Below are 25,312 nucleotides of genomic sequence, written 5' to 3'. Positions count from 1 at the left end.
GTGTTCACCTCGCGGACGAAACAATAACCGGAGGGGATTTCAGGAATGTGTGGTCCGACCCGTGGAAGTGAGCGCCCGCGATGAGCGACTCCGCTTCCACAGGCCGAAACACACCGGTCGGCTCTACCGACGGGACCCCGAGAGCTCTACTCGACCACGAATACCCTGCGTTCGGGCTGCAATGATTCCTGACCCCGGGGCGACGCGACCTCTCGCGCACGCACCACGGCCCGCAGCACGGGATCCTGCAGCACGCCGGCTCGCCGGGTCGCGCGTCTCCGGCGTGGTCACGCCCACCAGGATCCCTCAGCACGGCCGCATCCTGGGAACTGCTGGATCACACGGTTCGGCAGGTCTTCCAGGTGCTCACCGTGATGGCGCCGCCGCACGACGTGATCTCGAGCTCCGAGTCGAGCACGCCATCGAGCAGAGCGTCGATGGCGTCGTCCCACGTCTCCGCAGAAGCGCCGACGAGTTCAGGCATTGTCACAGTCATGGAGATCTCACCTTCGAGCGTGCGAATATGACGACAGCGCCGTACGACCGAGAGCATTCGAGGCCCTCGACTCACTCCGGGATTATGGAAGCGGCCCTGCGGAACAGAGGTTAACGGCACTCTGATTACTGGTCAACCCTGCCCAGAGAATTCATCGCACCACGACGCATCGGCGTCTCCCCTGAAACACGGGCGCCACGAAATACCGAGCACGCGACGACCGCCCGAGTCTCCGAACGGTGGTCGGCACGGCCACGGGCCGGCTCAGCCGCAGACGCCGGGCTGCAGCTCCTGGACCGGGGTCTCGGGGGTCATGCCCGGGTCGGTGGTCCCAGGGTCGGTCGTACCCGCTCCCGGGTCGGTCGTGCCGGGGTCCGTCCCGGTCGCCGGGTCGGTCGTGCCGTCCGCGGGCGCCGTCGCGTCGTCGCGGGGGTCGGTGACGGGCTCGTGGCCCGGAGGGGGTGCGTCGTCGACGAGGCGCTGCCAGATCGCGTCCGCCTCCGAGGTCCACTCGACGCGGTTGCGGTCGCTCGCCGCCTCGACGACGGGGACCTGGGTGAAGACGACCTCGGAGGGCTGGATGGCCCGGAGGCTGAACGCGAGGCCCGCGAGCGCCGTCGGGTCCGCGATCGTGGGGTCCGCGCTGATCGAGCTGAGGACGGCCTCGATGACCCCGTAGAGCTGGGGCGAGTTGGTGATGACGTTCTGGGAGAGCAGCTCGCGCACGGCGGAGTCGATGAACGCCTGCTGGCGCGCGATGCGCGTGAGGTCGGACCCCATCTCGAGGCCCATGCCGGTGCCGTGGCGTGCCCGGAGGAAGCTGATCGCCTCGTGCCCGTTGAGCGTGTACTCCCCTGCGGGCAGGTCGAGGGTGCCGTACCGCGGGCTCTCCTTGACGGGCTCCGGAAAGCACATGGTGACGCCGTTGATCGCGTCGACCACGCCGATGACCCCGGTCATCTTGACGACGACGTGGTTGGTGATCGGGACGCCGGTGAGCTCCTGCACCGCGGTGATCGTGCATGCGGCGGCGTACGTCATGTCGTCGACGCCGCCCGAGCCGATCTGGAACGCCTCGTTGAACATCGTGTTGCGCCGCGGGCCCGACATCGACCCGTCGGGGAGGTTGCACGCAGGCAGGTCGACGAGCGAGTCGCGCGGGATGGAGACGACCTCCATGCGCGTGCGGTCCCCGGACACGTGGACGATGAACGTCGTGTCCGACCGCATGCCGTCCTCCTCGCCGGCGATCGCGGCGTTCTCGGCGTCGCGGTAGTCCGTGCCCATGACGAGGATGTTGAGCGCCTTGCCGGCGAACGGGTCGGAGGGGTCCTTCGGCGGCTCGACCGTCGGCCCGCCGACGACGAGGCCCGACACGTCGCTCACGGTGATCTTCGACTTGAGGTCGAGATAGACGGCGCCCGCGCCTACCGCGACGAAGACGAGCGCCCCGGTGAGGACGAGCCCGACGGCCCGTGCGACGCGGTGCGAGCGCAGCGCACGCGCGTGGTGCGGGCCGCCGGAGGGCTTGTCCTCGCCACTCTTGCGAGAGTGTGTCGTCGGTGTCGCGCGGGGCCGCGAGCGCGGGGACGACGAGGCGGGGGCGGTCGTTGGCACGGTCTGAGGGTAGAGGGTGCGGCGTGGATGCGTGCGCCGAACCAGCAGGAGGACGTGTGAAAGGGCGGCGAAGACCCGCCTCGGAGGCTCGCAGCGCACGCCCGGCGACGGGAGGGGTCGTCCGGCGGCCGACGAGTCGTCGACGAGCGCGTGCCGCGCCGTCGCCGTGGCCCGTCAGACCGGCGTGTGCCAGCCGCCGCGACGGAACGCGGGCGTGGCGAGGGCGAGCACCAGCAGCGACGCGACGACCGCACCGAGCATGACGGTGGCCATCGCGACGGCGTCGCCCCCGAGCACGCCGACGAGCGGGCTCACGAGCCCGGCGACGCCGGACTGGAACGCCCCGATGACTGCTGCGGCGGTGCCCGCGATCTCGCCGTGCCGGGTGAGGGCGAGCGCGGAGGCGTTCGCCGGGATCATGCCCTGCATCGACAGGACGAGGAACAGGGCGGCGACGATGCCGACGATCCCGCCCGCGCCGGTCACGGCGACGACCAGCAGCCCGACGGCGAACACGCCCTGCACGACGAGCGCGGTCCGGAGCAGGCGCACGGGCGCGACGCGGCGCACGAGCGCGGCGTTGGCCTGCGCGGACAGGACGAGGCCGATGCCGTTGACGGCGAAGAGGAGCGCGAACTGCCCGTGGCTGAGGCCGTAGCCCTCCTGGAGGACGAACGGCGACCCGACGACGTAGCTCATGAGGACGGCCTGCCCGAGGCCGGGCAGGACGGCGAGGGCGACGAAGTGGCGGTCGCGCAGGAGGCTCGCGTAGCCGCGCAGGACGGTGCGCGCACCGGCGGGGCGCCGGCGCTCGACGGGCAGGGACTCCGGCATCCAGAACAGCACGATCGCGCCGAGCGCGATGCCGCCGAGCGCCAGGACCCAGAACACCGCGCGCCACGAGGCGTGGGCCCCGATGAACGACCCGATCGACGGCGCCAGGAGCGGGGCGAGCCCGATGACGAGCATGAGGCGCGACAGGATGCGGGCGGCGTCCGACCCGGTGAAGCGGTCGCGGATCGCGGCGATCGCGACGACGGAGGCGGATGCGTTGAAGAACCCCTGCAGCACCCGCAGCCCGATGAGGATGCCGATGTTGGGCGCGAGCGCGCAGAGGAGCGACGTGACGACGTGCAGCGAGAGCCCGACGAGGACGGGCAGGCGCCGGCCGTAGCGGTCCGACAGCGGGCCGATGACGAGCTGGCCGACCGCGCCGCCGAGCAGCATCCCGGACAGCGTGAGCTGCGCGAGCGAGTCGGGAGCGCCGAGCTCGGCGCCCACCTCGGGCAGCAGCGGGAGGTACATGTCGACCGTGAGCGCGGGGAGCGTGGCGAGCGCGCCGAGGAGCAGCACCCAGCGGGCGTTCGATCTCGGTCGGGGCACGGCGGGGTCGACCGAGGAAGAGGGCATGGCGTCCATCGTATCGATTCGATCGAGTCGCACCCGCCCGCGCGGGAGTGAGTCTCCTCTCCTGCCGCAGCCCGCCCACGGCACCGCGGACCCCACCCCTCCAGCTCCCCGCGTGTGGGTGGCGTGCGGCAGGCTGGGGGCATGTGCGGACGCTATGCCTCCTTCCGGGACGCGCAGGACCTGGCGGACGAGTTCGCGATCGCGGACGTCGCCGACGACGCGCGGCTGCTGCCGCCGTCGTGGAACCTCGCGCCCACCGACCCGGTGCGGATCGTCGTCGAGCGCGCGGCGAAGGACACGGGCGAGGTCCGCCGGTCGCTGCGCCTGGCACGCTGGGGACTCGTGCCGTCGTGGTCCAAGGACCCGAAGGGCGGCGCGCGCATGATCAACGCGCGCGCGGAGTCGATCCTCGACAAGCCGGCGTTCGCCAAGCCGTTCGGCGTCCGCCGCTGCCTCGTCCCCGCGGACGGGTACTACGAGTGGCGCGTCCTGCCCGACGCCGCGTCGCCGGCAGGGTCCGCGGGTGCGCCCGCGCGCAAGGGCAAGGCCCCCAAGCAGCCGTACTGGATCGCGCCGGGCGACGGCGAGAGCGCCGCGTTCGCCGGGCTCTACGAGTTCTGGCGCGACCGGTCCAAGGCCGACGACGACCCCGACCGCTGGCTCGTCTCGACGACGATCATCACGACGGACGCGGCGCCCTACCTCGCCGAGATCCACGACCGCATGCCGCTCGCCCTGCCCTCCGACGCGTGGGACGCGTGGCTCGACCCGGCGGTCGACGCCCGCGGCGCGGCCGACCTGTTGGGGCTCGGCGGCCCGCACGACGACGTCCCGATGGTCGCGCGCGAGATCTCGACCCTGGTCAACTCCGTGACGAACGACGGTCCCGGCCTGCTCGAGGCCGTCTGACCCGGTCGCACGGCCGGCAGGCCGTCAGCCCCGGTAGGCCCACTGGAGTCGCACGGGCTCGATCGTGCCGAGCCCCTGCACCTCGGTCTCGGGCTGTGCCGTGAGCGCGAAGCGCTGGTCGCCCGCGAGCAGGCCCGCGGTCTCCCGGTCGACGAGGACCGTCGTCGGCTCGGCGATGTCCACGAGGCGGGCGGCGAGGTTGACGCTCGGCCCGAACACGTCGCCGAACCGCGAGAGCACCCGGCCCCACACGAGGCTCACGCGCACGGGCGGGACGTCGACGTCCTCCTCGCGCCCGCCGGCCTCTGCGAGGCCGAGCGCGACGCGGGCACCGGTGGCGACGTCGTCGGCGACGTAGAGCACCGCGTCGCCGATCGTCTTGACGACCCGCCCGCCCGCGGCGGTGATGACGTCGCGCGCGCTCGTCTCGAAGAGCTGGACGAACTCGGCGAGCTCGCTCGACCCGAGCCCGCGCGTGCGCTGCGTGAAGGAGACGATGTCCGCGAACCCGACGGCCCGCGGCAGCGGGAGCTCGTGCTCGTCGACCGCCGTGGCCCGCGCGTCGGAGAACTCGACCGCGAACCGTCCGGCGACCGCGGCGAGCTGGCGGCGCCACGCGTGCAGGAGCTGCTCCTCGAGGACCGGCGCGAGCTCGGGCAGCCGGTCGAGGACGAGGAGGCGCGCGCTCGTGTCGTCGAGGTCGAACCGGCGCGTCATGTGCTCGACGAGCGCCTCCACCTGCCAGAGCACGAGCCGCTCGGTGGTGTGCCCGGTGGACCGGATCAGGGTCGTCAGGGCGCGCTCGTCGAGACGCTCGGTCGCGGCGAACGCGAACACGTCCGCGAGCGCCTGCGCGTCCTTCTCGGTGAACGCGTGCTCCTCGCCCTCGGTGAGGGGCAGGCCCAGCGCCTGCCAGTAGGCGCGCACCCGGTCCTCGCCGACGCCGGCGCGCTCGGCGAGCCGCTCGACGGTGAGGGTGCGAGGGCCGCCGAGCAGCGCCTCGTCGAGCACCGCCTCGGTCGCCTCGGTGTCCGGGGCCGGCTCGCCGCCCTCCCCGCCGTTCGGGGTCAGGGTGGTGGGGACGGGCTCGTTCTGCTCAGGGTCCACGGGCACCCGGCGATCCTATTCCTCGGCCCAGGTCGGCGAGATCGGCGGACGCGCGCGAGATCGGCGGTCGTGACCGCCGACCGCGTCCCGGACTGCCGATCTCGGACGCAGGACGTCAGCCGTGCGGGCGCAGGTGGTGGACGTCGCCGCTGTGGTGGACGCTCGTCGTCCCGTCGTCCTCGCGCACCACGAGGCCGCCGTCGGGCGCGAGCCCGGTCGCGAGCCCGACGACGTCGCCGCCCGCGACGCGCTCGACGCGCACGCGCGTGCCGAGCGTGGCGCTGACCTGCGCGCAGTCCGTGTCGAGCCCGGCCGCGCGCGCGTCGCCCCCGGCGTCCTGCCAGCGCACGAGGACCTCGCCGAACGCCTCGTGGAGGGCGACGAGCACGACCTCGCGATCGGTCGTCGCGGCGCCCGCGAGGGCGAGCGACGTGGCCGTCGGGACGGGCAGCTCGTCGCGCTCCTGCGAGACGTTGAGCCCGACGCCGACGACGACGCCGCCGTCGGGCAGCACCTCCGCGAGGATGCCGGCGACCTTGCGCAACGACGCCTGGTCGCCGGCCCCCGGCGACGCGACGCCCAGCGACCCCGGCGCGGCGCCCGGGTCTGGCACGAGGACGTCGTTCGGCCACTTGACGACGGCGTCGACCCCGGCGGTCGCGCGCAGCGCGCGGGCGGTCGCGAGCCCGGCGAGGAGCGGGAGCCAGCTCAGCGCCTCGCGCGGCACATCGGGGCGCAGGAGGAGCGAGCCGAGGAGCGCGGCGCGCGGCGGCGTCGTCCACGAGCGGCCCAGCCGGCCGCGCCCGCCGGGCTGGTGCTCGGCGACGAGGAGCGCGGGCGCGGGCCACGCCCCCGGGTCGTCGGCGACGGCGCGCGCGAGCTCGGCGTTGGTCGAGGCGGACTCGGCCACGACCTCGAGCCGGGCGAGGGGCCCCGCGGGCGCCACGAGCAGCTCCCGCAGGAACTCCGCCCGCAGCGGGGGCCGCTCGTCGCCGTCGGGCCGGGTCTCGTCGTCGCGCGCGCTCGCCATGCCCGCCATCCTCCCGCACGGGGACGACCCGGCACGAGGGTGGGCGGGCGCGCGGGCACCCGTGGGCGCGCCCCCGGGTGCCCGCGGCGGGTTTGTCGACACCCACCAAGACCCGCCCCCGGCGTGCTGGCGTCGCCCGCATCGAGTTGGCGCCACCCGCCAACTAGGCTCGGGTCCGTGACGGACTCTGCGACCACCTCGCCCGCGACGCCCGAGGCACCCCCGACATCGCCCGACGCGCCCCACCTCGTGGGCACCGCGGCCAAGCTCGCCGACCTCGACCGTCGCCGCGCCGAGGCGACCGAGCTGCCCGAGGAGGCGGCGCGGACCAAGCAGCACGCGCGCGGCAAGAAGACGGCGCGCGAGCGCGTCGAGGCGCTGCTCGACGAGGGCAGCTTCGTCGAGCTCGACGCGTTCGCGAAGCACCGCTCGCACAACTTCGGGCTCGAGAAGAAGCGCCTGGCGGGGGACGGCGTCGTCGTCGGGCACGGCACGATCGACGGCCGCCAGGTGTGCGTGTACTCCCAGGACTTCACGGTGTTCGGCGGGAGCCTCGGCGAGGTCCACGGCCAGAAGATCACCAAGGTGCAGGACCTCGCGCTGCGCACGGGCGTGCCGCTCATCGGCATCTCCGACGGCGGCGGCGCCCGCATCCAGGAGGGCGTCGCGGCGCTCACGCAGTTCGCGGAGATCTTCCGCCGCAACGTCGCGTCGTCGGGCGTGATCCCGCAGATCTCTCTCATCCTCGGCCCGAGCGCCGGTGGCGCGGTGTACTCCCCCGCCCTGACCGACTTCATCGTCATGGCCGACAAGACGTCGAACATGTTCATCACCGGACCGGACGTGATCCGCGCGGTGACGGGTGAGGACGTGGGCTTCGAGGAGCTCGGCGGCGGCCTGACGCACAACGAGAAGTCCGGCGTCGCGCACTACCTCGGCGCGGACGAGGACGACGCGATCGACTACGTGCGCCACCTCGTGTCCTACCTGCCGCAGAACAACCTCTCGGACGCGCCGTCGTTCCCGCCCGACGACGTCGAGCTCGACGTCACGGAGGAGGACCTCGAGCTCGACGCGCTCGTGCCCGACTCGGACTCGCAGCCGTACGACATGCGCACCGTGATCGAGCACGTGCTCGACGAGGGCGCGTTCCTCGAGGTGCAGCCGCTGTTCGCGAAGAACGTGCTCGTCGGGTTCGGGCACGTCGAGGGCCAGTCGGTCGGCGTCGTCGCGAACCAGCCGCTCGCGATGGCGGGCACGCTCGACATCGACGCCGCGGAGAAGGCCGCCCGGTTCGTGCGCACGTGCGACGCCTTCAACATCCCCGTGCTCACGCTCGTGGACGTCCCCGGCTTCCTCCCGGGCGTCGACCAGGAGCACCAGGGCATCATCCGGCGCGGCGCGAAGCTCATCTACGCCTACGCCGAGGCCACGGTCCCGCTCGTCACCGTCATCACGCGCAAGGCGTACGGCGGGGCGTACATCGTCATGGGGTCCAAGCAGCTCGGCGCCGACGTCAACCTCGCGTGGCCGACGGCGCAGGTCGCCGTCATGGGCGCGGGCGGCGCGGTGAACATCCTCCAGCGGGCGGCGCTCAAGCGCGCGGCCGACGCGGGCGACGACGTCGAGGCGGAGCGCGCCCGGCTCGTCGCCGAGTACGAGGACGCGATCGTCAACCCGTGGGACGCCGCCGAGCGCGGGTACGTGGACGCGGTCATCCGTCCGTCCGAGACACGCGTGCAGGTCGTGCGCGCGCTGCGCGCGCTGCGCACCAAGCGCGCGACCCTGCCGCCCAAGAAGCACGGCAACATCCCGCTGTGACCACGAGCGAGCACGAGCACCCGACGAACCTCGCGAGGGAGAACCAGGAATGAGCCACGACGACGCCACGCACGGACCCGTCCCGCTCGGGTCGGTGGACCCGGCGCCGCTGCACGCCGCGGTCGACGCGCTCACGGCGGCGCTGCACGAGTACGTCGAGACGGCCGTCGGGGTACGGGCCGAGTTCGGGGCGTCCGAGGCGGACGAGGACCCGCGCGTCCTCGCGCTCGAGGGCCGTATCGGCGCGCTCAACGCCCGGCTGTTCGACGAGCTGCACGGCACGCTCGGCATCCACGCCGACCTCACGACGTCGGTGTGGGACCCGGGCGCCGACGAGGAGGTCGACGAGGACGCCTCCCCGGCGGACGTGCAGGACGACACCTTCACCCTCGACTACGTCGTCATGACGCACCCCGGCGGGCCGGACCTCGACGACGTCGTCGGGCTCCTGGACCGGTGGGGCCACGAGGCGCGCGAGCGGCTCGTCGAGGCGGGCTACGCCGTCCCCGAGTGGGGCGTGGGGCGCGGGGCGGACGACGACCACGACCACGACGAGGACGACGAGTGAGCTCGCCGCGCCCCGACGCCCCGAGCGTCCGCGTCGTGCGCGGGGCGCCGGACGAGCTGGAGGTCGCCGCGCTCGTCGCCGGTCTCGCCGCGGCCGCCGCCGCGGGCGGGCTGCCGGACGACGTCGCGCCCGTCGACGAGTGGACCAACCGGGCGCGCGGGCTGCGCGGGACCGGGGACGGCGCGACCGCGAAGAGCTTCGGCGGCCGCGCCGGCCGGCACAACGCCGACTCGTGGCGCTGGAGCCTGCGGTCGTGACCGCGCCGAGCGCGGCGCCGCGCGTGCGCCGCCTGCCCGAGCAGGCCGTGCTCGTCGAGCTGTCCGCCTCCGCGGACGAGGTCGAGGCGGGCCCCACGGGCCTCCCGGCGGTGGAGCCGGTCCCGGGCTGGCGGCGGTGGGGCTGGGCCGTGGCGTTCGTGCCGACCGTCGCGCTGCTCGTGTACCAGCGCCTCGCCACCGGGCGCGGCTGGGCCGTGCCGGACGCCGTCGTGGTCGTGGGGACCGTCGGGCTGCTCGTCACTGCGCTGCTCGCGCTCGTGCGCTACCTGGACGATCGCGTCGTGGCGGGCCTCGCGCGCGGGCGGGACGCGCTGCTCGCGGCGCCGGTCCGGGCGACCGGGACGCTCCTGCTCCCGGGCGTCGGTGCCGAGGACTCGGCGACGGGCACGGCGACGGGCGCCGCGGACGACACGGCGGCGAGCGCCCGGGCGACCCGGCCCGCGGTCCTGCGGGCGACGCTGGTCGTGACCACCGCCTCCGGTGCGAGGACCGCACGCCCGGCGCGCGTCGTCGTGCCCGACGGTGCGGTCGGTCCCCGCCCGGGTGACCCGGTCGCCGTCTGGCACGCCGCGGACGACACGGACGCCACGGGGGTGGTCCTGGTGCGCTACCACCGCGCCTGGGCGGACGACCTCGGGGCCGCGCTGCGGGCTCGGGCCGACGAGGCTCGCCCCGAGGACACGGCCACGGACCCGACCGGGGACGACCGGGGCGAGACGCCCGGGAATCCGGCAGACCCGCGACCGGGCGCCGAGTAGTCTCGACCGGGTGAGCGACACCACCACCACACCCGCCGGCGCATCCGCCGGGACCCCCGACCGCACACCCACGCCGATCGACGCCGTCGCCGAGGCCTACGTCACGCGGATCGCCGAGCTCGACCCGATCGCCGCGACCGCGATGGGCCTGTCCGGCTACGACCACCTCGTCTCCGACCTCTCGCCCGCCGGGCACGACGCGCGGGCCGACGCCGACCGCGCGGTGCTGCGCGAGCTCGAGGGCCTGGAGCCGGTCGACGACGTCGACCGCGTCACCCTGGCAGCGATGCGCGAGCGCGTCGGCCTCCAGCTCGAGCTGCACGAGGCGGGCGAGCCGCTCGCGAGCCTCAACAACATCGCGTCGCCGGTGCAGGAGCTGCGCGACGTCTTCGACATCATGCCCACCGGCACGGTCGAGGCGTGGGAGAACATCGCCTCGCGCCTCAACTCCCTGCCCACCGCGATCGACGGGTACATGGCGTCGCTCACGGAGGCGGCCTCGCGCGGCAACGTCGCCGCGATCCGCCAGGTGCGGATCGGTGTGCAGCAGTCGCGCGAGCTCGCGGACGCGAAGGGCTCGTTCTTCACGACGTTCGTCGCCGGTCCCGAGGCCAACGCCGTGCTCGACGACTCCTCGGCGTGCTCGCTCGTGCGCAAGGAGCTCGAGCACGGCGCCGCCGCTGCGCGCGAGGCCTACGGCCGCCTCGCGGACTTCCTCGAGACGACGCTCGCCCCGCAGGCCCGGGAGCAGGACGCCGTGGGCCGCGAGCGCTACGGGCTCTTCTCGCGCACGTTCCTCGGGGCGCAGGTCGACCTCGACGAGACGTACGCGTGGGGGCTCGAGGAGCTCGCGCGCGTCGTCGCCGAGCAGGAGGAGATCGCGCGCCGCATCGCCGGTCCGGGCGCGAGCGTCGAGGACGCCGTCGCCGCGCTCGACGCCGACCCGGCCCGCACGCTGCACGGGACCGACGCCCTGAAGTCGTGGATGCAGGAGACGTCGGACGCCGCGATCACCGCGCTGAACGGCGTCCACTTCGACGTCCCGACGCCGGTGCTCGACCTCGAGTGCATGATCGCGCCGACCCAGACGGGCGGGATCTACTACACGCCGCCGAGCGACGACTTCTCCCGTCCTGGCCGCATGTGGTGGTCGGTGCCGTCGGACGTCACGGAGTTCAACACGTGGCGCGAGAAGACGACGGTCTACCACGAGGGCGTCCCGGGCCACCACCTGCAGTGCGGCCAGGCCGTGTACGCGCGCGCGACGCTCAACACGTGGCGCCGGCTCGCGTGCTGGGTCTCGGGCCACGGCGAGGGCTGGGCGCTGTACGCGGAGCGCCTCATGGCGGACCTCGGGTTCCTCGACGACGACGGCGACCGCCTCGGCATGCTCGACGCGCAGCGCATGCGCGCGGCGCGCGTCGTGCTCGACATCGGCGTGCACCTCGGCCTGCCGGCCCCCGAGGAATGGCGCGGCGGCGCTGCGGACCCCCGATGGGATGCCGACAAGGCGCTCACGTTCCTCCGCGCCAACGTCAACATGCCCGACTCGTTCGTGCGCTTCGAGCTCGACCGCTACCTCGGGTGGCCGGGCCAGGCACCGTCGTACAAGGTCGGGCAGCGCCTGTGGGAGGCCACGCGCGACGACGCGCGCGCCGCGGCCACGGCGCGCGGCGAGTCGTTCGACGCCAAGGCGTTCCACGCGCGCGCGCTGAACCTCGGCTCGGTCGGCCTGGACGTGCTGCGCGACGCGCTCTCGTCGTGACCCGGTCGTCGGCACGGCCCGGGTCGGCCTCGCGCCGGCCCGGGCCGACCGGCGTCGGTCCCACCCCGGGGACCTGACCCGTGGGCGCCGTCCTCACCGGTTTCGCCATCATCGCCGTGGTCGTCGCAGCCGGCTACGTCACCGCGCGCCTCGGCATCGGCGGCCCCGACGCCAGGACGGCGCTCAACCGCATCGGGTTCTTCGTCGCGAGCCCCGCGCTGCTGTTCACCGTGCTCGCGCGGGCCGACGTCGCCGCGCTCGTCCAGGCGCCGCTCGCGGTCGCGGCGGCGGCGGCCGTCCTGACGGCGTGCGTGTTCGTGCTCGTCGACCGGCTGTGGCTCCGGCTCCCCGCGCCCGAGGCGACCATCGGCGCCGTCGGCTCCGGGTACGTGAACGCGAACAACATCGGCCTGCCGGTCGCCGTGTACGTGCTGGGCGACGCGACCGCCGTCGTGCCGGTGATCCTGCTCCAGCTCCTCGTCCTCGCACCCGTCGCGCTGCTCGTCCTCGACGCGACGACGAGCGGGCGTCTGTCCTGGCGGTTCGTCCTCGCGCAGCCCGTGCGCAACCCGATCATCCTCGGGTCCTTCGCGGGCGCCGTCGTCTCGTTGACCGGCTGGACCCCGCCCGTGGCGGTCATGGCGCCGCTCGAGATCCTCGGCGGGGCCGCCATCCCCATGATCCTGCTCGCGTTCGGCATGTCGCTGCACGGCACCAGGCCGCTGCGGCGCGGCGAGCCGCGCGCGGCCGTCGGGGTGGCGAGCGTCGCGAAGCTGGTCGTCATGCCCGTCGTCGCGTTCGTCGTCGCCCGGTTCGTGCTCGGCCTCGACGACGCGGCCGTCGCGTCGGCCGTCACGCTCGCCGCGCTGCCCACGGCGCAGAACGTCTACAACTACGCGGCGCGGTTCGGGCGGGGCGAGATCCTCGCGCGCGACACGATCCTCGTCACGACGCTCGGCTCGCCCGTCGTGCTGCTCGTCGCGGCGCTCCTCGTCGCGTAGGGCCGCCGCGCCGCGCGCTTCCTGGCGGGCCCGGTCGCGCCGGTCCTCGACAGGTAGTCTGCGCGGGTGCTCCGACTCGTGCTCGCCTCCCGCTCCCCCGCCCGCCTCGCGACGCTCCGCGCGGCCGGCGTCGAACCCCTCGTGCGCGTCTCGGGGGTCGACGAGGACGCGGTCCTGCAGACCGCCGCCGCGGAGCGCGGCGGGCTCGCCCCCGTGGACGCGGTGCTCGTCCTCGCCCGCGCCAAGGCCGAGGAGATCGTGCGCACGCTCGCCGACGACGCGACCGGCGCGGCGATCGACGACCCCGCGCTCCTCGTCGGGTGCGACTCGATGCTCGAGCTCGACGGCGAGGTGCTCGGCAAGCCCGCCGACGCCGACGACGCCCGCGCGCGCTGGCGGGCGATGCGCGGCCGGGCCGGCGTCCTGCACACCGGGCACTGGCTCGTCGACCTCCGCCCCGCCGGCGCCGGCGGGACCGGGACGACGGCGGGCGCGACGAGCTCGACGACCGTGCACTTCGCCGACCTCACCGACGCCGAGATCGACGCGTACGTCGCGACCGGCGAGCCGCTGCACGTCGCGGGCGCGTTCACCGTCGACGGCCTCGGCGGGCCCTACGTCGAGCGCATCGAGGGCGACCATCACGGCGTCGTCGGGATCAGCCTCCCGCTGCTGCGCTCGCTGCTGCGCGACGCCGGGGTCGCCTGGCACGAGCTGCGGTCCTGACCCGACGCGGCCGCCGCCCGCCGTCGGCGCTCCTTGTGGGTGCCGGACAACCCCACGCGCCGGGCGACGCCCAGGGGTGCGCCGCTATGGAGGTTTCCTCCAACCGCCCTCCGCTCGCCTTGGTTTGTTCTCCAATCTTGTCCGGCACCCGGCCCGGGAGCGTGAACGGCGCCCCGCGCACGCGTTACCGTGAGCCGTGCCCGCGAACCCCACCCGCCCTCTGAGCAAGGTCCTCGTCGCCAACCGTGGCGAGATCGCCGTCCGGATCGTCCGTGCCTGCGCCGACGCCGGCATCACGTCCGTCGCGGTCTACGCCGACCCCGACCGCCAGGCCCTGCACGTGCACCTCGCCGACGAGGCGTTCGCGCTCGGTGGCGCCCGGGCGGCCGAGACCTACCTCGACATCGCGAAGCTCCTCGACGTCGCGCGCCGCTCCGGCGCCGACGCCGTGCACCCCGGGTACGGCTTCCTCGCGGAGAACGCCGAGTTCGCGCAGGCCGTGCTCGACGCCGGCCTCGTCTGGATCGGGCCCCCGCCCGCCGCGATCGACGCGCTCGGCGACAAGGTGAGCGCGCGCCACATCGCGCACCGTGCGGGCGCCCCCCTCGTGCCCGGCACCCCCGACCCCGTCGCCGACGCGAGCGAGGTGCACGCCTTCGCCGCCGAGCACGGCCTGCCCATCGCGATCAAGGCGGCCTTCGGCGGCGGCGGGCGCGGCCTCAAGGTCGCGCGCACCGCTGACGAGATCGACGAGCTCTACGAGTCCGCGGTGCGCGAGGCCACCGCCGCGTTCGGTCGCGGCGAGTGCTTCGTGGAGCGCTACCTCGACACGCCCCGCCACGTCGAGACCCAGTGCCTCGCGGACGAGCACGGCACCGTCGTCGTCGTCTCGACGCGCGACTGCTCCCTGCAGCGCCGCCACCAGAAGCTCGTCGAGGAGGCGCCGGCGCCGTACCTCAGCCCCGCCCAGGAGGCCGAGCTCTACAAGGCGTCCGAGGCGATCCTGCGGGAGGCCGGCTACGTCGGCGCGGGCACGTGCGAGTTCCTCGTCGGCGCCGACGGCACCATCTCCTTCCTCGAGGTCAACACGCGCCTCCAGGTCGAGCACCCGGTGTCCGAGGAGGTCACCGGCATCGACCTCGTCCGCGAGCAGCTCCGCATCGCCGCGGGCGAGCCTCTCGGCTACACGTCGACGCAGGTGCGCGGCCACTCGATCGAGTTCCGCATCAACGGCGAGGACCCGGCCGCGAACTTCCTCCCCGCCCCCGGCCGCATCACGCGCCTGCGCTTCCCGTCCGGACCCGGCGTCCGCGTCGACTCCGGCGTCGTCGAGGGCGACACGATCTCCGGCGCGTTCGACTCCATGATCGCCAAGGTCATCGTCACCGGCGCCACGCGCGAGCAGGCCGTCCAGCGGGCCCGCCGCGCGCTGCGCGAGCTCGAGGTCGAGGGCATCCCGACCGTCGTGCCGTTCCACCGCGCCGTGCTCGACGCCGAGGCGTTCGTCCCCACGGACGACGAGCCGTTCCGCGTGCACACCCGCTGGATCGAGACCGAGTTCGCCGACCAGCTCGCCGCGCTCGCCCCCGCCCCGACCGCCCCCGCCGACGAGGACGACGAGCCCCTCGCGACCGAGCGCGTCGTCGTCGAGGTGGGCGGCAAGCGCCTGGAGGTCGTCCTCCCGGCAGGCCTCGGCATGGCCGCGGGCCGCGCCCGCACCGCCAACGCCGCCCGTCGGCCCGCGCGGCGCAGCGCCGCGAAGGCCAACGGCGGCGCCTCCGGCACGACGCTCGCCTCTCCCATGCAGGGCACGATCGTCAAGGTCGCCGTCACCGACGGCACCCAGGTCGCCGAGGGCGACCTCGTCGTCGTGCTCGAGGCCATGAAGATGGAGCAGCCGCTCCTCGCCCACCGCGCCGGCACGGTCCGCTCGCTCTCCGCCACCGCCGGCGCGAGCGTCAGTTCCGGCACCGCCATCTGCGAGATCGTCGACTGACCCTCCGCGCCGCCGTCGGGCCGCTCGCCGCAGTCCGGTGGGCGGCGACCCCTCGGCCGACGTCGCCACCACCAAGAGCCCCGCGCGTGGTGACGAGAAGCGAGAAATGGCCCACGGGACGAGGCCCGCAGGGGCCACTTCTCGCATCTCGACCGGACCCTCCCGCCGCCGAGCGGCACGACCGCCGGACCGGGGCTGCGGGTCGTGCGGTGACGGCCAGGACGAGCGGTGGGGTCGGACCGTGCGCGCAGGACGTCAGAGGCGCACTCCTCGAACCCCCGCCCGAAAGACCAGGGTGACGGTGCGCCAGTCCAAGCACACGGTCCGACCCCACCGCGGACCCGACCCAGCGAGCACGAGACCCGAGCCGACCAACGGACCCGACCATGCGGGCCGTGAACCCGCCCGAGCCGGTGCGGAGGCGCGGGTGCTAGCCGTGCTGGGCCGCGGCGCGGATCGCGCGGCGGCCCGACGGCACGGCGACGGCGACGGTGATGACGAGGAACATGAGGATCCCGGAGACGACGAGGAGCGACTCCACGGTGAAGCGGTCGGCGAGCGGGCCGAACACGACCATGCCGAGCGGCATCGAGACGGCCATGACGATGCCGACGAAGCCGAAGACGCGGCCCTGGCGCTCGGGCTCGACGGTCTCCTGGAGGACGGTCATGGACGTCGTCGAGAACGGCGGGACGGACAGGCCGAGCAGGAACATGAAGGCGAAGAAGACCCACATGTTCGTGGAGAGACCCATGGCGACGGACAGCACGCCGAAGACGAACGTCGAGCCGACGATCATGGCGATGCGGTTCTTGAGCCCGCCCCAGGTCGCGAGGAGCACGCCGCCGAGCAGCATGCCGACGGAGAACGCGACCTCGTTCACGGTGAGCTTCCAGACCTCCTCGCCGAAGGTCCGCGCGACCATGAGCGGGGTGAGGTACGACGGCGCGACGATGAGCAGGAACACGACGGCGTAGAGGCCGAGGACCCAGCGCACGAACGGGTGGGAACCGAGGTAGCGGAAGCCCTCGACGAGGTCGTCGAAGTATCCGGCCCGCTCCCCCGCGGCGGCGTGCGCGAGCGTCGGGACGGGGACGAGGAGGAGGAGCCCGATCCCGATCGCGGCGGTGACGACGTCGATGAAGAAGACGGAGACGATGGACGTGCTCGCGTAGACCGCCGCGGCGACGGCCGGGGCGAGCAGCATCATCGCCGACTGGATGGACTGGTTGATCCCGTTGACGCGCAGCAGCTTGCTGGTGGGGACGATCTGCGGGAGCAGCGCCGCGACGGCGGGGGTCTGGACGCCGGCGCCCGTGGAGCGGATCGCGAGCGCGGCGTAGATGAGCCAGAGGTCGTCGGCGCCGCCGAGCATGAGCAGCGCGAGCGCGAGGGTCGTCACGGCGATCGTGCCGTCGGCGGCGATGACGAGCGCCTTGCGGTTCACGCGGTCGGCCCACACGCCGCCGAAGATCGAGACGATGGCCTGCGGCAGGAACCCGAAGAGGGTGCTCAGCGCGAGCACGGCCCCGGACTTCGTCTCGATCGTCAGGTGCCACATGACGGCGTACTGCACGAGCATCGACCCGAACAGGGAGACCGTCTGTCCGGAGAGGAAGATCGCGGTGTCCCGACGCCAGCGCGGGAGGGCGAGCGTGTCGTCGACGGGGGCGTCGGTCCCCGCGCCGTCGGAGACGTCGGCGGTGGGGGCGTCGGTGTTCTCGTACGGCGTATGGCTCACCCGCACATCCTGACGGCCGCCACCCACACGGTCCACGGAATTCGCCGACGGCGGACGGTCAGCCGTCCGCCGCGACCTCGCCGACGTGGGCGATGTGCCCGAGCTGGCGCCACACGAGCGCGAGCGTGATGCCCGCGCCGACGAACGCGAACCAGAACGGCGCGGTGATCCCCCACGCCTGGGCGAGGACGCCGCCCAGCGCCTGCCCGACGACGCTGCCGCCGAACACGCAGACCATGTAGACCGAGCCGACGCGGCCCTGGAACTCCGTCGGGACGGCGCGCTGCCGGATCGTGTTGGACACGGTGCCCCACACGAACGCGTACGCGCCGAAGACGACCATGATCGCGAGCGCGACCCAGCCCGTCGTGGTGAGCGCGAGCGCGAGGTGCATGAGGACCTCGAGCGAGAGGCACACGCGCATGAGGGTCGACAGGCGCACGTGCCGCTCGAGCCACCCGAACGACGCGATGCCCACGACGCCGCCGACGGCCGACGCCGTCGTGAGCAGCCCGAAGCCGACCTCGCCCATGTCGAGGTGGTCGAGCGCGTACTTGACGAGGACGCCCCACGGCGCGGCCCAGGTCACGTTGAAGGCGAGGATGACGAGCGCGAGCGTCCGCACCGGGGCATTCCCGAGGATCCACCGCACGCCCTCGGCGATGTCCTGGCGCACGTGCGTCTGCGTCTCGCGCACGCCGCCCGGCGTGGTCGCGATCCGTCCCACCAGCACGACGGCGAGCGCGACGCAGACGACCTGGGCGACGAACGGCCAGACCATCCCGAGCGCGAAGAGGAACGCTCCCACCGGCGGCCCGAGCAGCTGGTTGGCGGTGAGGAACCCGGCCTGGAGCCGCGCGTTGCCCGTGCCGAGGTCGCGCGGCTCGACGAGCATCGGGAGCAGGGTCTGGGACGCCGAGTCCGCGAACACCTCCGCGACGCCGTACAGGAACATCACGGCGAGCACGACGCCGATGCTCACGTGCCCGGTCGCGACGAGGACGCAGAGAGCCAGGACGACGACCGCCCGCAGCGCGTTCGCGACCATGACGACGACGCGCCGGTCGAGGCGGTCGGCCAGCGCCCCGGCCCACAGCCCGAACAGCAGCCAGGGCAGCCGCTGCAGCAGGGCGGCGAGCGCGACGAGGAACGCGGAGTCGGTCTGGGACGCGACGAGCAGGGGCCCCGCGGCCAGGGCGATGCCGTCCCCGACGTTGCTCGTCCACGACGACGACAGCAGCCAGCGGAAGCTGGTGCCCATGCGTCGCGGCGCGACGACCTCCCCGATCCTGCTCACAAGCGGAGAAGCGTACGCCGCCACGCCGTCTGCCCGGGCAACCTTTTCCGGACGCCTGCGTGAGGTGCGGTGCCGGGCGTGGCCACGGCCTGGCAGCATGGCCCCGTGACCATCCCGACCGCGCCCCGCGACCCTGGCGAGCCGGCCCCACGGCTCCCCCGCCACCTCCAGCCGGGCGACGGCTGGGTGGAGTGCGAGTGCGGCCGTCGGCACTGGGGTCTGTTCGGGGCTGCCGGGCTCCTGCTCGGGCGGCGCGACGGCGCGGGCCGGCTGACCGACGTCGTGCTCCAGCACCGCGCGCCGTGGTCCGACCAGGGCGGGACGTGGGGGGTGCCGGGTGGCGCCGTCGGGCCGCACGAGACGCCCGCCCAGGGCGCGCTGCGCGAGGCGCAGGAGGAGGCGGGGATCGAGCCGGCGCACGTGCGCGTCGTGGGCGAGCGCGTGCTCGACCACGGTCCGTGGCGCTACACGACGGTCCTCGCGGAGCTCGCGGACGGCGCGGCGGTCGACCCGCGCGCGACCGACGCGGAGAGCGTCGAGGTGCGCTGGGTCCCGGTGGACGACGTCGCGACGCTCGACCTGTTGCCCGCCTTCGCGGACGCCTGGCCTGGCCTGCGCGCGACGCTCGACCAGGGCACCCCCGAGGCCTGACGGCCCGCGCCCACGGGACCTTCGTCACCGATCGGCGGCGGACGCGCCCCGGGACCGGTCCGACGGCGCCGGACCGGGGCACGATGGCGTCGTGCCCGAGGACACGTCGACCACGTACCGCGCGCTCGCGTCGTCGAGCCGGCTGACGCTGCTCCACGCCCTCCAGGAGCGCGGCCCGATGACGGTCGCCGACCTGTCGCGCGAGGCCGCACTGTGCCCGAGCGCGACGCGCGAGCACCTCCAGCGCCTCGCGGACGCGGGGTTCGTGCGCAGCGCCCCCGAGGTGCGCACGACGCGCGGTCGCCCGCGCATCCTCTACGAGGCCATCGCGGGCGAGGACCCGCCGCCGGACGACGGCGCGGCGCGGCGCCTCGGCGAGTCGCTGGTCCGGGCCGCGCTGACCCGCGCGGTGCTCGGGCACGACGACGCCGCTCAGGACGCCGCGCGCGACGCCGCCCCCGGGGCGGGCGACGACCTCACCGGGACCGCGCGCGCCGCGGGGCGACGGCTCGTCGACGTGCTCCGCTCCTCGGGCCGGGACGCGCCCGAGCCCACACCGGAGAACCAGCTCGCCGCGCTCGACGACCACCTGCACCAGCTCGGGCTCGACCCCGAGCTCGAGGAGGACCGGCTGCGGTTCCACCTCTACCGGTGCCCGTTCCTCGCGCTCGCCGCCGAGCGCGAGGACGTGGTCTGCGCCGTCCACCTCGGCCTCGTCCAGGGTGTGCTCGCGGGGGTCGGCGGGCCCGTCCGGGCGGAGGCGTTGCTGCCCTTCGTCGAGCCGCACCACTGCGTGCTGCAGCTCGCGCGCGCGGGCTGATTTTTCACGGTCCGCGGCCCGCCGCGGTCCCGTCCCGTCGGGTCATGCTGACCGCGCACCGGGTACGGACCCGGCGTCACGACGACGGTGGTCGTGACCTGCGACGACGGGAGGACGACATGACCGCCCCTGCCACCACCAGGCCCCCCTCGCTGCTGCGGGCGGTGCGCACGCCGTCGAGCGTGGACCTGTCGACGTGGGACCCCGAGGACGAGTCCCGCTGGGACCGCCGGTTCGCGTGGCGCACGCTGTGGATCACGACCTACAACCTCACGCTCGCGTTCTGCGCGTGGTACCTCGTGAGCGCGGTCGCGCCCCGGCTCAACGACGTCGGCTTCGACCTCACGACGGCGCAGCTCTACTGGCTCACGGCCGTCCCGGGTCTGGCCGGCGGCCTGTTCCGCATGGTCTACATGTTCCTGCCGCCCGTCGTCGGCACCCGCACACTCGTCGGCGGGACGGCGACGCTCGTGCTCCTGCCGATGCTCGGCTGGGCGTTCGCGGTCCGCGACGCGAGCACGCCGTACTCGATGCTCATGCTGCTCGCGGTCGCGGCGGGGATCGGGGGCGGCGCGTTCTCGGGGTTCATGCCCTCGACGAGCTACTTCTTCCCCAAGCGCATGGCGGGGACGGCGCTGGGGCTGCAGGCCGGGATCGGCAACTTCGGCGTGAGCCTCATCCAGTTCCTCACGCCGTGGGTCGTCGGCTTCGGCCTCCTCGGCACGGCGGTCCTCACGCCGCAGCAGACGGCGTCGGGCAGCCACCTGTGGCTGCACAACGCGGGCCTCGTGCTCGTGCCGTGGACCGTGCTCGGCGCGGTGCTCGCGGGCCTCTACCTGCGCCGGGTCCCGGTGAGCGCGAACTTCCGCGAGCAGCTCGACATCTTCGGCAACAAGCACACGTGGATCATGACGGCGATCTACCTCATGACCTTCGGGGCGTTCAGCGGGTTCGCCGCGCAGCTCGGGCTGCTCATCGTCGCGCAGTACGGCGGGTTCGCGAACGCACCCGACCCGCTACGCTACGCCTTCCTCGGCCCGCTGCTCGGGTCGGCCGCCCGCGCCGGGTTCGGGCCGCTGTGCGACCGGTTCGGCGGCGCGATCTGGACCCTCGTCGCCGGGATCGGCATGACCGTCTCGACCGTGTTCTCGCTCTTCTTCCTCGACCCGCACGACGTCGGGCAGTTCGGCTGGTTCCTCGCAGGGATGCTCGCGGTGTTCACGTTCGCCGGGATCGGCAACGCGGGGACGTTCAAGCAGATGCCGATGATCTTCCCGCGCCGGCAGGCGGGCGGGGTGATCGGCTGGACCGCCTCGATCGCCGCGTTCGGCCCGTTCCTCGTGGGCATCGGCCTCTCGCTCGTCCCCGCGCGGTCGTTCTTCGTCGGCTGCGCCGTGTTCTTCGCGCTCTGCACGTGGCTCACGTGGCACTACTACGCCCGTCCGGGCGCCCCGAACCCCTCCTGACCCCGACCGGGAACGTCCGGCCACGCGTCCGCCGTCCCGCCCCAGAGAACCCGAGGAGCTGTCGTGCCCCTACTCGACGAGCGCACCCCCCGTGACCCGGCCGACACCCTGCTGCGCCTGGGCAGCCGCCTGCGGCGCGGGAAGGTGTCGGACGACCTGCGGCAGGTGTTCCTGACCGGCGGGCGCCAGGGCGACGTGTTCTACCGCGACCGCTGGTCCCACGACAAGGTCGTGCGCTCCACCCACGGCGTGAACTGCACCGGGTCCTGCTCCTGGAAGGTCTACGTCAAGGACGGCATCATCACCTGGGAGACCCAGCAGACCGACTACCCCTCCGTCGGCCCCGACTCCCCCGAGTACGAACCCCGCGGCTGCCCCCGCGGCGCCGCGTTCTCCTGGTACACCTACTCCCCCACCCGCGTGCGCTACCCCTACGTCCGCGGCACCCTGCTCGACCTGTACCGGCGCGCGAAGGACGAGGTGGGCGGCGACCCCGTGCTCGCGTGGGCGAAGGTCACGTCCGACCCGGGGTCGGCCCGCGCTTACAAGTCGGCGCGCGGCAAGGGCGGGCTCGTGCGCGCCACCTGGGACGAGGCCGCCGAGATCGTCGCCGCCGCCCACGTGCACACCATCAAGACCTACGGCCCCGACCGCGTCGCCGGGTTCTCGCCCATCCCGGCGATGTCGATGGTGTCGCACGGGGTGGGTTCGCGGTTCGTGCAGCTCCTGGGCGGGAGCATGCTGTCGTTCTACGACTGGTACGCCGACCTCCCGGTCGCGTCCCCGCAGGTGTTCGGCGACCAGACCGACGTCCCCGAGTCCGCCGACTGGTGGAACTCCACCTACTGCATCATGTGGGGCTCCAACGTCCCGGTGACCCGCACCCCCGACGCGCACTTCATGGCGGAGGCGCGGTACCGCGGCCAGAAGGTCGTGACCGTGTCGCCGGACTACGCCGACAACGCCAAGTTCGCCGACGAGTGGCTCGCCCCGCACCCGGGGACGGACGGTGCCCTCGCCCAGGCGATGGGCCACGTCATCCTCACCGAGTTCCACGTGCGCGACCGCGCGCCGCGGTTCCTCGACTACATGGCCCGGTTCACGGACTCCCCGTACCTCGTCACGCTGGAGGAGCGCGGGGACGCGTACGTGCCGGGACGGTTCCTCACGGCGGACCGGCTCGCGGGCACGCCCGCCGCTGACCAGGCCGGCGCCGCGAACGCCGCGTCCAAGACGGTGATCCTGTCTCGCGAAGGCGCCGTCGTCGTCCCCAACGGGTCGCTCGGGCACCGCTACGGCGACCCCGGTCGCTGGAACCTCGACCTCGAGGGCGTCGAGCCCGCGCTGTCGGTCGCGGACCTGTCGGGCGGCGCGTCGGGCGAGCCGGTCGCCGTCGACCTCCCGCGCTTCGACCTCGCTCCCGAGGAGGGCGCGGAGCACCAGGGTGGTGCGGGCGCCGTCCGGCGCGGCGTGCCGACGCACCGCGTGGGCAGGCACCTGGTGACGACGGTCTACGACCTGCTGCTCGCGCAGTACGGCGTGGACCGCCCCGACCTCGACCTCCCGGGCACGTGGCCGACGGGGTACGACGACCCGTCGACCCCGGGCACCCCGGCGTGGCAGGAGGAGATCACCGGCGTGCCCGCGGCTGCCGCGGCGCGCATCGGGCGCGAGTTCGCGCAGAACGCGCTCGACTCCGGCGGCCGCTCGATGATCATCATGGGCGCGGGGACGAACCACTGGTTCCACTCCGACACGATCTACCGCACGTTCCTCGCGCTCGTGACCATGACGGGATGCCAGGGCGTGAACGGCGGCGGCTGGGCGCACTACGTGGGGCAGGAGAAGGTCCGCCCGATCACGGGGTTCCAGCAGTATGCGAACGCGGCGGACTGGGTCCGGCCCCCGCGCCTCATGATCAGCACGGCCTTCTGGTACCTCGCGACGGACCAGTGGCGCTACGACGGTCTGCCCGCGGACGCGCTCGCGTCCCCGCTCGCCACCGGGAAGCTCGCGGGCCGCACGACGGCGGACACGCTGGTGGAGTCCGTCCGTCGCGGCTGGACGCCCAGCTACCCGACGTTCGACCGCAACCCGCTCGACCTCGTGGACGAGGCCGAGGCGGCGGGCAAGGACCCGGTGCGCCACGTCGTCGACCAGCTCTCCTCGGGCGGGCTGGACTACGCGTGCGCGGACCCCGACGACCCGGCGAACTTCCCGCGCGTGCTCACCGTCTGGCGCGCGAACCTGCTGGGGTCGTCGGGCAAGGGCAACGAGTACTTCCTCAAGCACCTCCTCGGGACCGACGCCGCGGTGCGCGCACCGGAGTCGGGGCCGGGCCGGCGGCCGAGGGACATCGCGTGGCACGACGAGGCGCCGCAGGGGAAGCTCGACCTGCTCGTCACGGCCGACTTCCGCATGACGTCGACGACGCTGTTCTCGGACGTCGTGCTGCCGGCGGCGACGTGGTACGAGAAGCACGACCTGTCCTCCACGGACATGCACCCGTTCGTGCACTCGTTCAACCCGGCGATCAGCCCGCCGTGGCAGACGCGCACCGACTTCGACATCTTCCACACGATCGCCCGGCACATCTCCGAGCTGTCGGTGACGCACCTGGGCGTGCGCAAGGACGTCGTGGCCGTCCCCCTCGCGCACGACACGCCGGACGCCATGGCGACGCCGCACGGCGAGGTCCTGCCGCAGGACGAGCTCGTGCCCGGGGTGACCATGTCCAGGCTCGTCGTCGTCGAGCGCGACTACCCCGCGCTCGCGGCGCGGCTCGCGGCCCTCGGCCCGCTCACCCAGCAGGTCGGCATGGTCACCAAGGGCGTCGCGTTCGACCCGACGCCGGAGGTCGAGCGGCTCGCCGTCGCGAACGGCGTCGTCGCCGAGGGCCCGACGGCGGGGCGCCCGCGCCTGGACCGGGACACCCATGTCTGCGAGATGATCCTCGCGCTGTCGGGGACGACGAACGGGCGGCTCGCGGTGCAGGGGTTCGAGGACCTGGAGCGTCGCACCGGGCAGCGTCTGGCCGACCTCGCGCGGGACGAGCAGGGCAAGAGGATCACCTTCCCGGACGTGCAGTCCCGTCCGACGGCGGTCATCACCTCTCCCGAGTGGTCCGGCTCGGAGCACGGCGGGCGGCGCTACAGCGCCTTCGTCATCAACGTGGAGCGGCTCAAGCCCTGGCACACGCTCACGGGTCGCCAGCACTTCTTCCTCGACCACGACTGGATGACGGAGCTCGGCGAGCAGCTCCCGGTCTACCGGCCGCCGCTCGACATGCACCGCCTGTTCGGCGACTCGCGCGTCGGCGACACGTCCCCCACGGGGGCGCAGGGGTCGGAGGGTTACGCCGAGGTCGCGGTGCGGTACCTGACCCCGCACTCGAAGTGGTCGATCCACTCGGAGTACCAGGACAACCTCTTCATGCTCTCGCTCTCGCGCGGCGGCCCCACGATCTGGATGAGCCCGCAGGACGCGGAGAAGGTCGGCGTCGCGGACAACGAGTGGATCGAGTCCTACAACCGCAACGGCGTCGTGGTCGCCCGAGCCGTCGTCTCGCACCGCATGCCGGAGGGCACGGTCTTCATGTACCACGCGAAGGACCGGACCGTGGACGTGCCGCGGTCGGAGACGTCCGGGCTGCGGGGCGGGATCCACAACTCGCTGACCCGCGTGCTGCTCAAGCCCACCCACCTCATCGGCGGCTACGCGCAGCTCTCGTACGGCTTCAACTACATCGGCCCGACGGGCAACCAGCGTGACGAGGTCACGGTGATCCGTCGTCGTTCTCAGGAGGTGACCTACTGATGTCTGGAACGGCGACGCGCATCGGCATGGACGAGTGCG

Annotated in this window: 20 protein-coding genes; 13 read left to right on the top strand and 7 right to left on the bottom strand. The window is 73.8% G+C overall.

What is annotated here, in order from left to right; translation table 11 throughout:
* Nucleotides 1–337: 337 nt before the first annotated feature.
* From JOE63_RS09065 to JOE63_RS09055, 3 genes are all read right to left on the bottom strand, one after another.
* On the bottom strand, nucleotides 338–553 hold the full coding sequence (locus JOE63_RS09065) for a hypothetical protein (protein WP_087471595.1): 216 nt from the start codon (nucleotides 551–553) through the stop codon (nucleotides 338–340).
* Nucleotides 554–760: 207 nt separating this feature from the next.
* Nucleotides 761–2,113, bottom strand: coding sequence for an LCP family protein (locus tag JOE63_RS09060; protein ID WP_244286100.1), 1,353 nt, complete (start codon nucleotides 2,111–2,113; stop codon nucleotides 761–763).
* Between the two features lie 174 nt (nucleotides 2,114–2,287).
* Nucleotides 2,288–3,523, bottom strand: coding sequence for a multidrug effflux MFS transporter (locus JOE63_RS09055; protein ID WP_087472869.1), 1,236 nt, complete (start codon nucleotides 3,521–3,523; stop codon nucleotides 2,288–2,290).
* Nucleotides 3,524–3,664: 141 nt separating this feature from the next.
* On the opposite strand from JOE63_RS09055, the gene JOE63_RS09050 reads away from it, so the two are divergent.
* Nucleotides 3,665–4,432 carry an SOS response-associated peptidase gene (locus JOE63_RS09050; protein ID WP_087471594.1) on the top strand — a complete coding sequence of 256 codons (768 nt, stop codon included), beginning with the start codon at nucleotides 3,665–3,667 and terminating at the stop codon, nucleotides 4,430–4,432.
* 24 nt (nucleotides 4,433–4,456) lie between these two features.
* On the opposite strand, the gene JOE63_RS09045 is transcribed toward JOE63_RS09050, so the two are convergent.
* Nucleotides 4,457–5,545, bottom strand: a complete 1,089-nt coding sequence (locus JOE63_RS09045) for an adenylate/guanylate cyclase domain-containing protein (protein WP_374059014.1) — start codon at nucleotides 5,543–5,545, stop codon at nucleotides 4,457–4,459.
* Between the two features lie 109 nt (nucleotides 5,546–5,654).
* Complete coding sequence (locus tag JOE63_RS09040; RefSeq protein WP_087471593.1) at nucleotides 5,655–6,569, bottom strand: biotin--[acetyl-CoA-carboxylase] ligase; 915 nt, start codon at nucleotides 6,567–6,569, stop codon at nucleotides 5,655–5,657.
* 249 nt (nucleotides 6,570–6,818) lie between these two features.
* On the opposite strand from JOE63_RS09040, the gene JOE63_RS09035 reads away from it, so the two are divergent.
* From JOE63_RS09035 to JOE63_RS09000, 8 genes are all read left to right on the top strand, one after another.
* On the top strand, nucleotides 6,819–8,390 hold the full coding sequence (locus tag JOE63_RS09035; protein WP_087472867.1) for an acyl-CoA carboxylase subunit beta: 1,572 nt from the start codon (nucleotides 6,819–6,821) through the stop codon (nucleotides 8,388–8,390).
* A gap of 49 nt (nucleotides 8,391–8,439) precedes the next feature.
* Nucleotides 8,440–8,958 carry a hypothetical protein gene (locus tag JOE63_RS09030; protein WP_087471592.1) on the top strand — a complete coding sequence of 173 codons (519 nt, stop codon included), beginning with the start codon at nucleotides 8,440–8,442 and terminating at the stop codon, nucleotides 8,956–8,958.
* Complete coding sequence (locus JOE63_RS09025; RefSeq protein WP_087471591.1) at nucleotides 8,955–9,215, top strand: acyl-CoA carboxylase epsilon subunit; 261 nt, start codon at nucleotides 8,955–8,957, stop codon at nucleotides 9,213–9,215. Before JOE63_RS09030 ends, JOE63_RS09025 begins: the two co-directional genes overlap by 4 nt.
* On the top strand, nucleotides 9,212–9,994 hold the full coding sequence (locus JOE63_RS09020; protein WP_204540806.1) for a hypothetical protein: 783 nt from the start codon (nucleotides 9,212–9,214) through the stop codon (nucleotides 9,992–9,994). Before JOE63_RS09025 ends, JOE63_RS09020 begins: the two co-directional genes overlap by 4 nt.
* A gap of 10 nt (nucleotides 9,995–10,004) precedes the next feature.
* Complete coding sequence (locus tag JOE63_RS09015) at nucleotides 10,005–11,759, top strand: DUF885 domain-containing protein (RefSeq protein ID WP_204540803.1); 1,755 nt, start codon at nucleotides 10,005–10,007, stop codon at nucleotides 11,757–11,759.
* Between the two features lie 80 nt (nucleotides 11,760–11,839).
* Nucleotides 11,840–12,760 (top strand): AEC family transporter, encoded by a 921-nt coding sequence (locus tag JOE63_RS09010; protein WP_204540800.1) that lies wholly within the window; start codon nucleotides 11,840–11,842, stop codon nucleotides 12,758–12,760.
* A gap of 66 nt (nucleotides 12,761–12,826) precedes the next feature.
* Entirely contained in the window at nucleotides 12,827–13,486 is a 660-nt protein-coding gene (locus JOE63_RS09005; RefSeq protein ID WP_087471587.1) for a Maf family protein, read from the top strand.
* Nucleotides 13,487–13,682: 196 nt separating this feature from the next.
* Entirely contained in the window at nucleotides 13,683–15,482 is a 1,800-nt protein-coding gene (locus JOE63_RS09000; RefSeq protein ID WP_307840012.1) for an acetyl/propionyl/methylcrotonyl-CoA carboxylase subunit alpha, read from the top strand.
* A gap of 430 nt (nucleotides 15,483–15,912) precedes the next feature.
* On the opposite strand, the gene JOE63_RS08995 is transcribed toward JOE63_RS09000, so the two are convergent.
* Complete coding sequence (locus tag JOE63_RS08995; RefSeq protein ID WP_307840011.1) at nucleotides 15,913–17,223, bottom strand: MFS transporter; 1,311 nt, start codon at nucleotides 17,221–17,223, stop codon at nucleotides 15,913–15,915.
* 58 nt (nucleotides 17,224–17,281) lie between these two features.
* A complete protein-coding gene (locus JOE63_RS08990) occupies nucleotides 17,282–18,484 on the bottom strand; it encodes an MFS transporter (RefSeq protein ID WP_204543596.1) in 1,203 nt (400 codons plus the stop codon).
* A 147-nt stretch (nucleotides 18,485–18,631) separates the two neighbouring features.
* Between JOE63_RS08990 and JOE63_RS08985 the strand changes: the two genes are divergently transcribed.
* The 4 genes from JOE63_RS08985 (at nucleotide 18,632) to JOE63_RS08970 (ending at nucleotide 25,273) form a co-directional block, all read left to right on the top strand.
* The gene (locus tag JOE63_RS08985) at nucleotides 18,632–19,171 is read left to right on the top strand and encodes an NUDIX hydrolase (RefSeq protein ID WP_087472864.1); all 540 of its coding nucleotides are present in this window, start codon (nucleotides 18,632–18,634) and stop codon (nucleotides 19,169–19,171) included.
* A gap of 91 nt (nucleotides 19,172–19,262) precedes the next feature.
* Nucleotides 19,263–19,991 (top strand): helix-turn-helix transcriptional regulator, encoded by a 729-nt coding sequence (locus JOE63_RS08980; RefSeq protein WP_087471585.1) that lies wholly within the window; start codon nucleotides 19,263–19,265, stop codon nucleotides 19,989–19,991.
* 119 nt (nucleotides 19,992–20,110) lie between these two features.
* Nucleotides 20,111–21,457: an MFS transporter gene (locus tag JOE63_RS08975; protein ID WP_239576669.1), complete on the top strand. Its 1,347-nt coding sequence runs from the start codon at nucleotides 20,111–20,113 to the stop codon at nucleotides 21,455–21,457.
* Between the two features lie 63 nt (nucleotides 21,458–21,520).
* Complete coding sequence (locus JOE63_RS08970; protein ID WP_204540797.1) at nucleotides 21,521–25,273, top strand: nitrate reductase subunit alpha; 3,753 nt, start codon at nucleotides 21,521–21,523, stop codon at nucleotides 25,271–25,273.
* Nucleotides 25,274–25,312: the final 39 nt, after the last annotated feature.

Source organism: Cellulosimicrobium cellulans (assembly GCF_016907755.1).
In the GTDB taxonomy this organism is placed as follows: domain Bacteria; phylum Actinomycetota; class Actinomycetes; order Actinomycetales; family Cellulomonadaceae; genus Cellulosimicrobium; species Cellulosimicrobium cellulans_D.
This window is presented reverse-complemented; position numbering and strand designations above follow the sequence as displayed.

Excerpts from the sequence above, each read along its gene's own strand:
- JOE63_RS09065 (WP_087471595.1), bottom strand. The coding sequence starts at position 553 with ATGCTCTCGGTCGTACGGCGCTGTCGTCATATTCGCACGCTCGAAGGT.
- JOE63_RS09055 (WP_087472869.1), bottom strand. The coding sequence starts at position 3,523 with ATGCCCTCTTCCTCGGTCGACCCCGCCGTGCCCCGACCGAGATCGAAC.
- JOE63_RS09050 (WP_087471594.1), top strand. The coding sequence starts at position 3,665 with ATGTGCGGACGCTATGCCTCCTTCCGGGACGCGCAGGACCTGGCGGAC.
- JOE63_RS09040 (WP_087471593.1), bottom strand. The coding sequence starts at position 6,569 with ATGGCGAGCGCGCGCGACGACGAGACCCGGCCCGACGGCGACGAGCGG.
- JOE63_RS09030 (WP_087471592.1), top strand. The coding sequence starts at position 8,440 with ATGAGCCACGACGACGCCACGCACGGACCCGTCCCGCTCGGGTCGGTG.
- JOE63_RS08990 (WP_204543596.1), bottom strand. The coding sequence starts at position 18,484 with ATGGGCACCAGCTTCCGCTGGCTGCTGTCGTCGTCGTGGACGAGCAAC.
- JOE63_RS08975 (WP_239576669.1), top strand. The coding sequence starts at position 20,111 with ATGACCGCCCCTGCCACCACCAGGCCCCCCTCGCTGCTGCGGGCGGTG.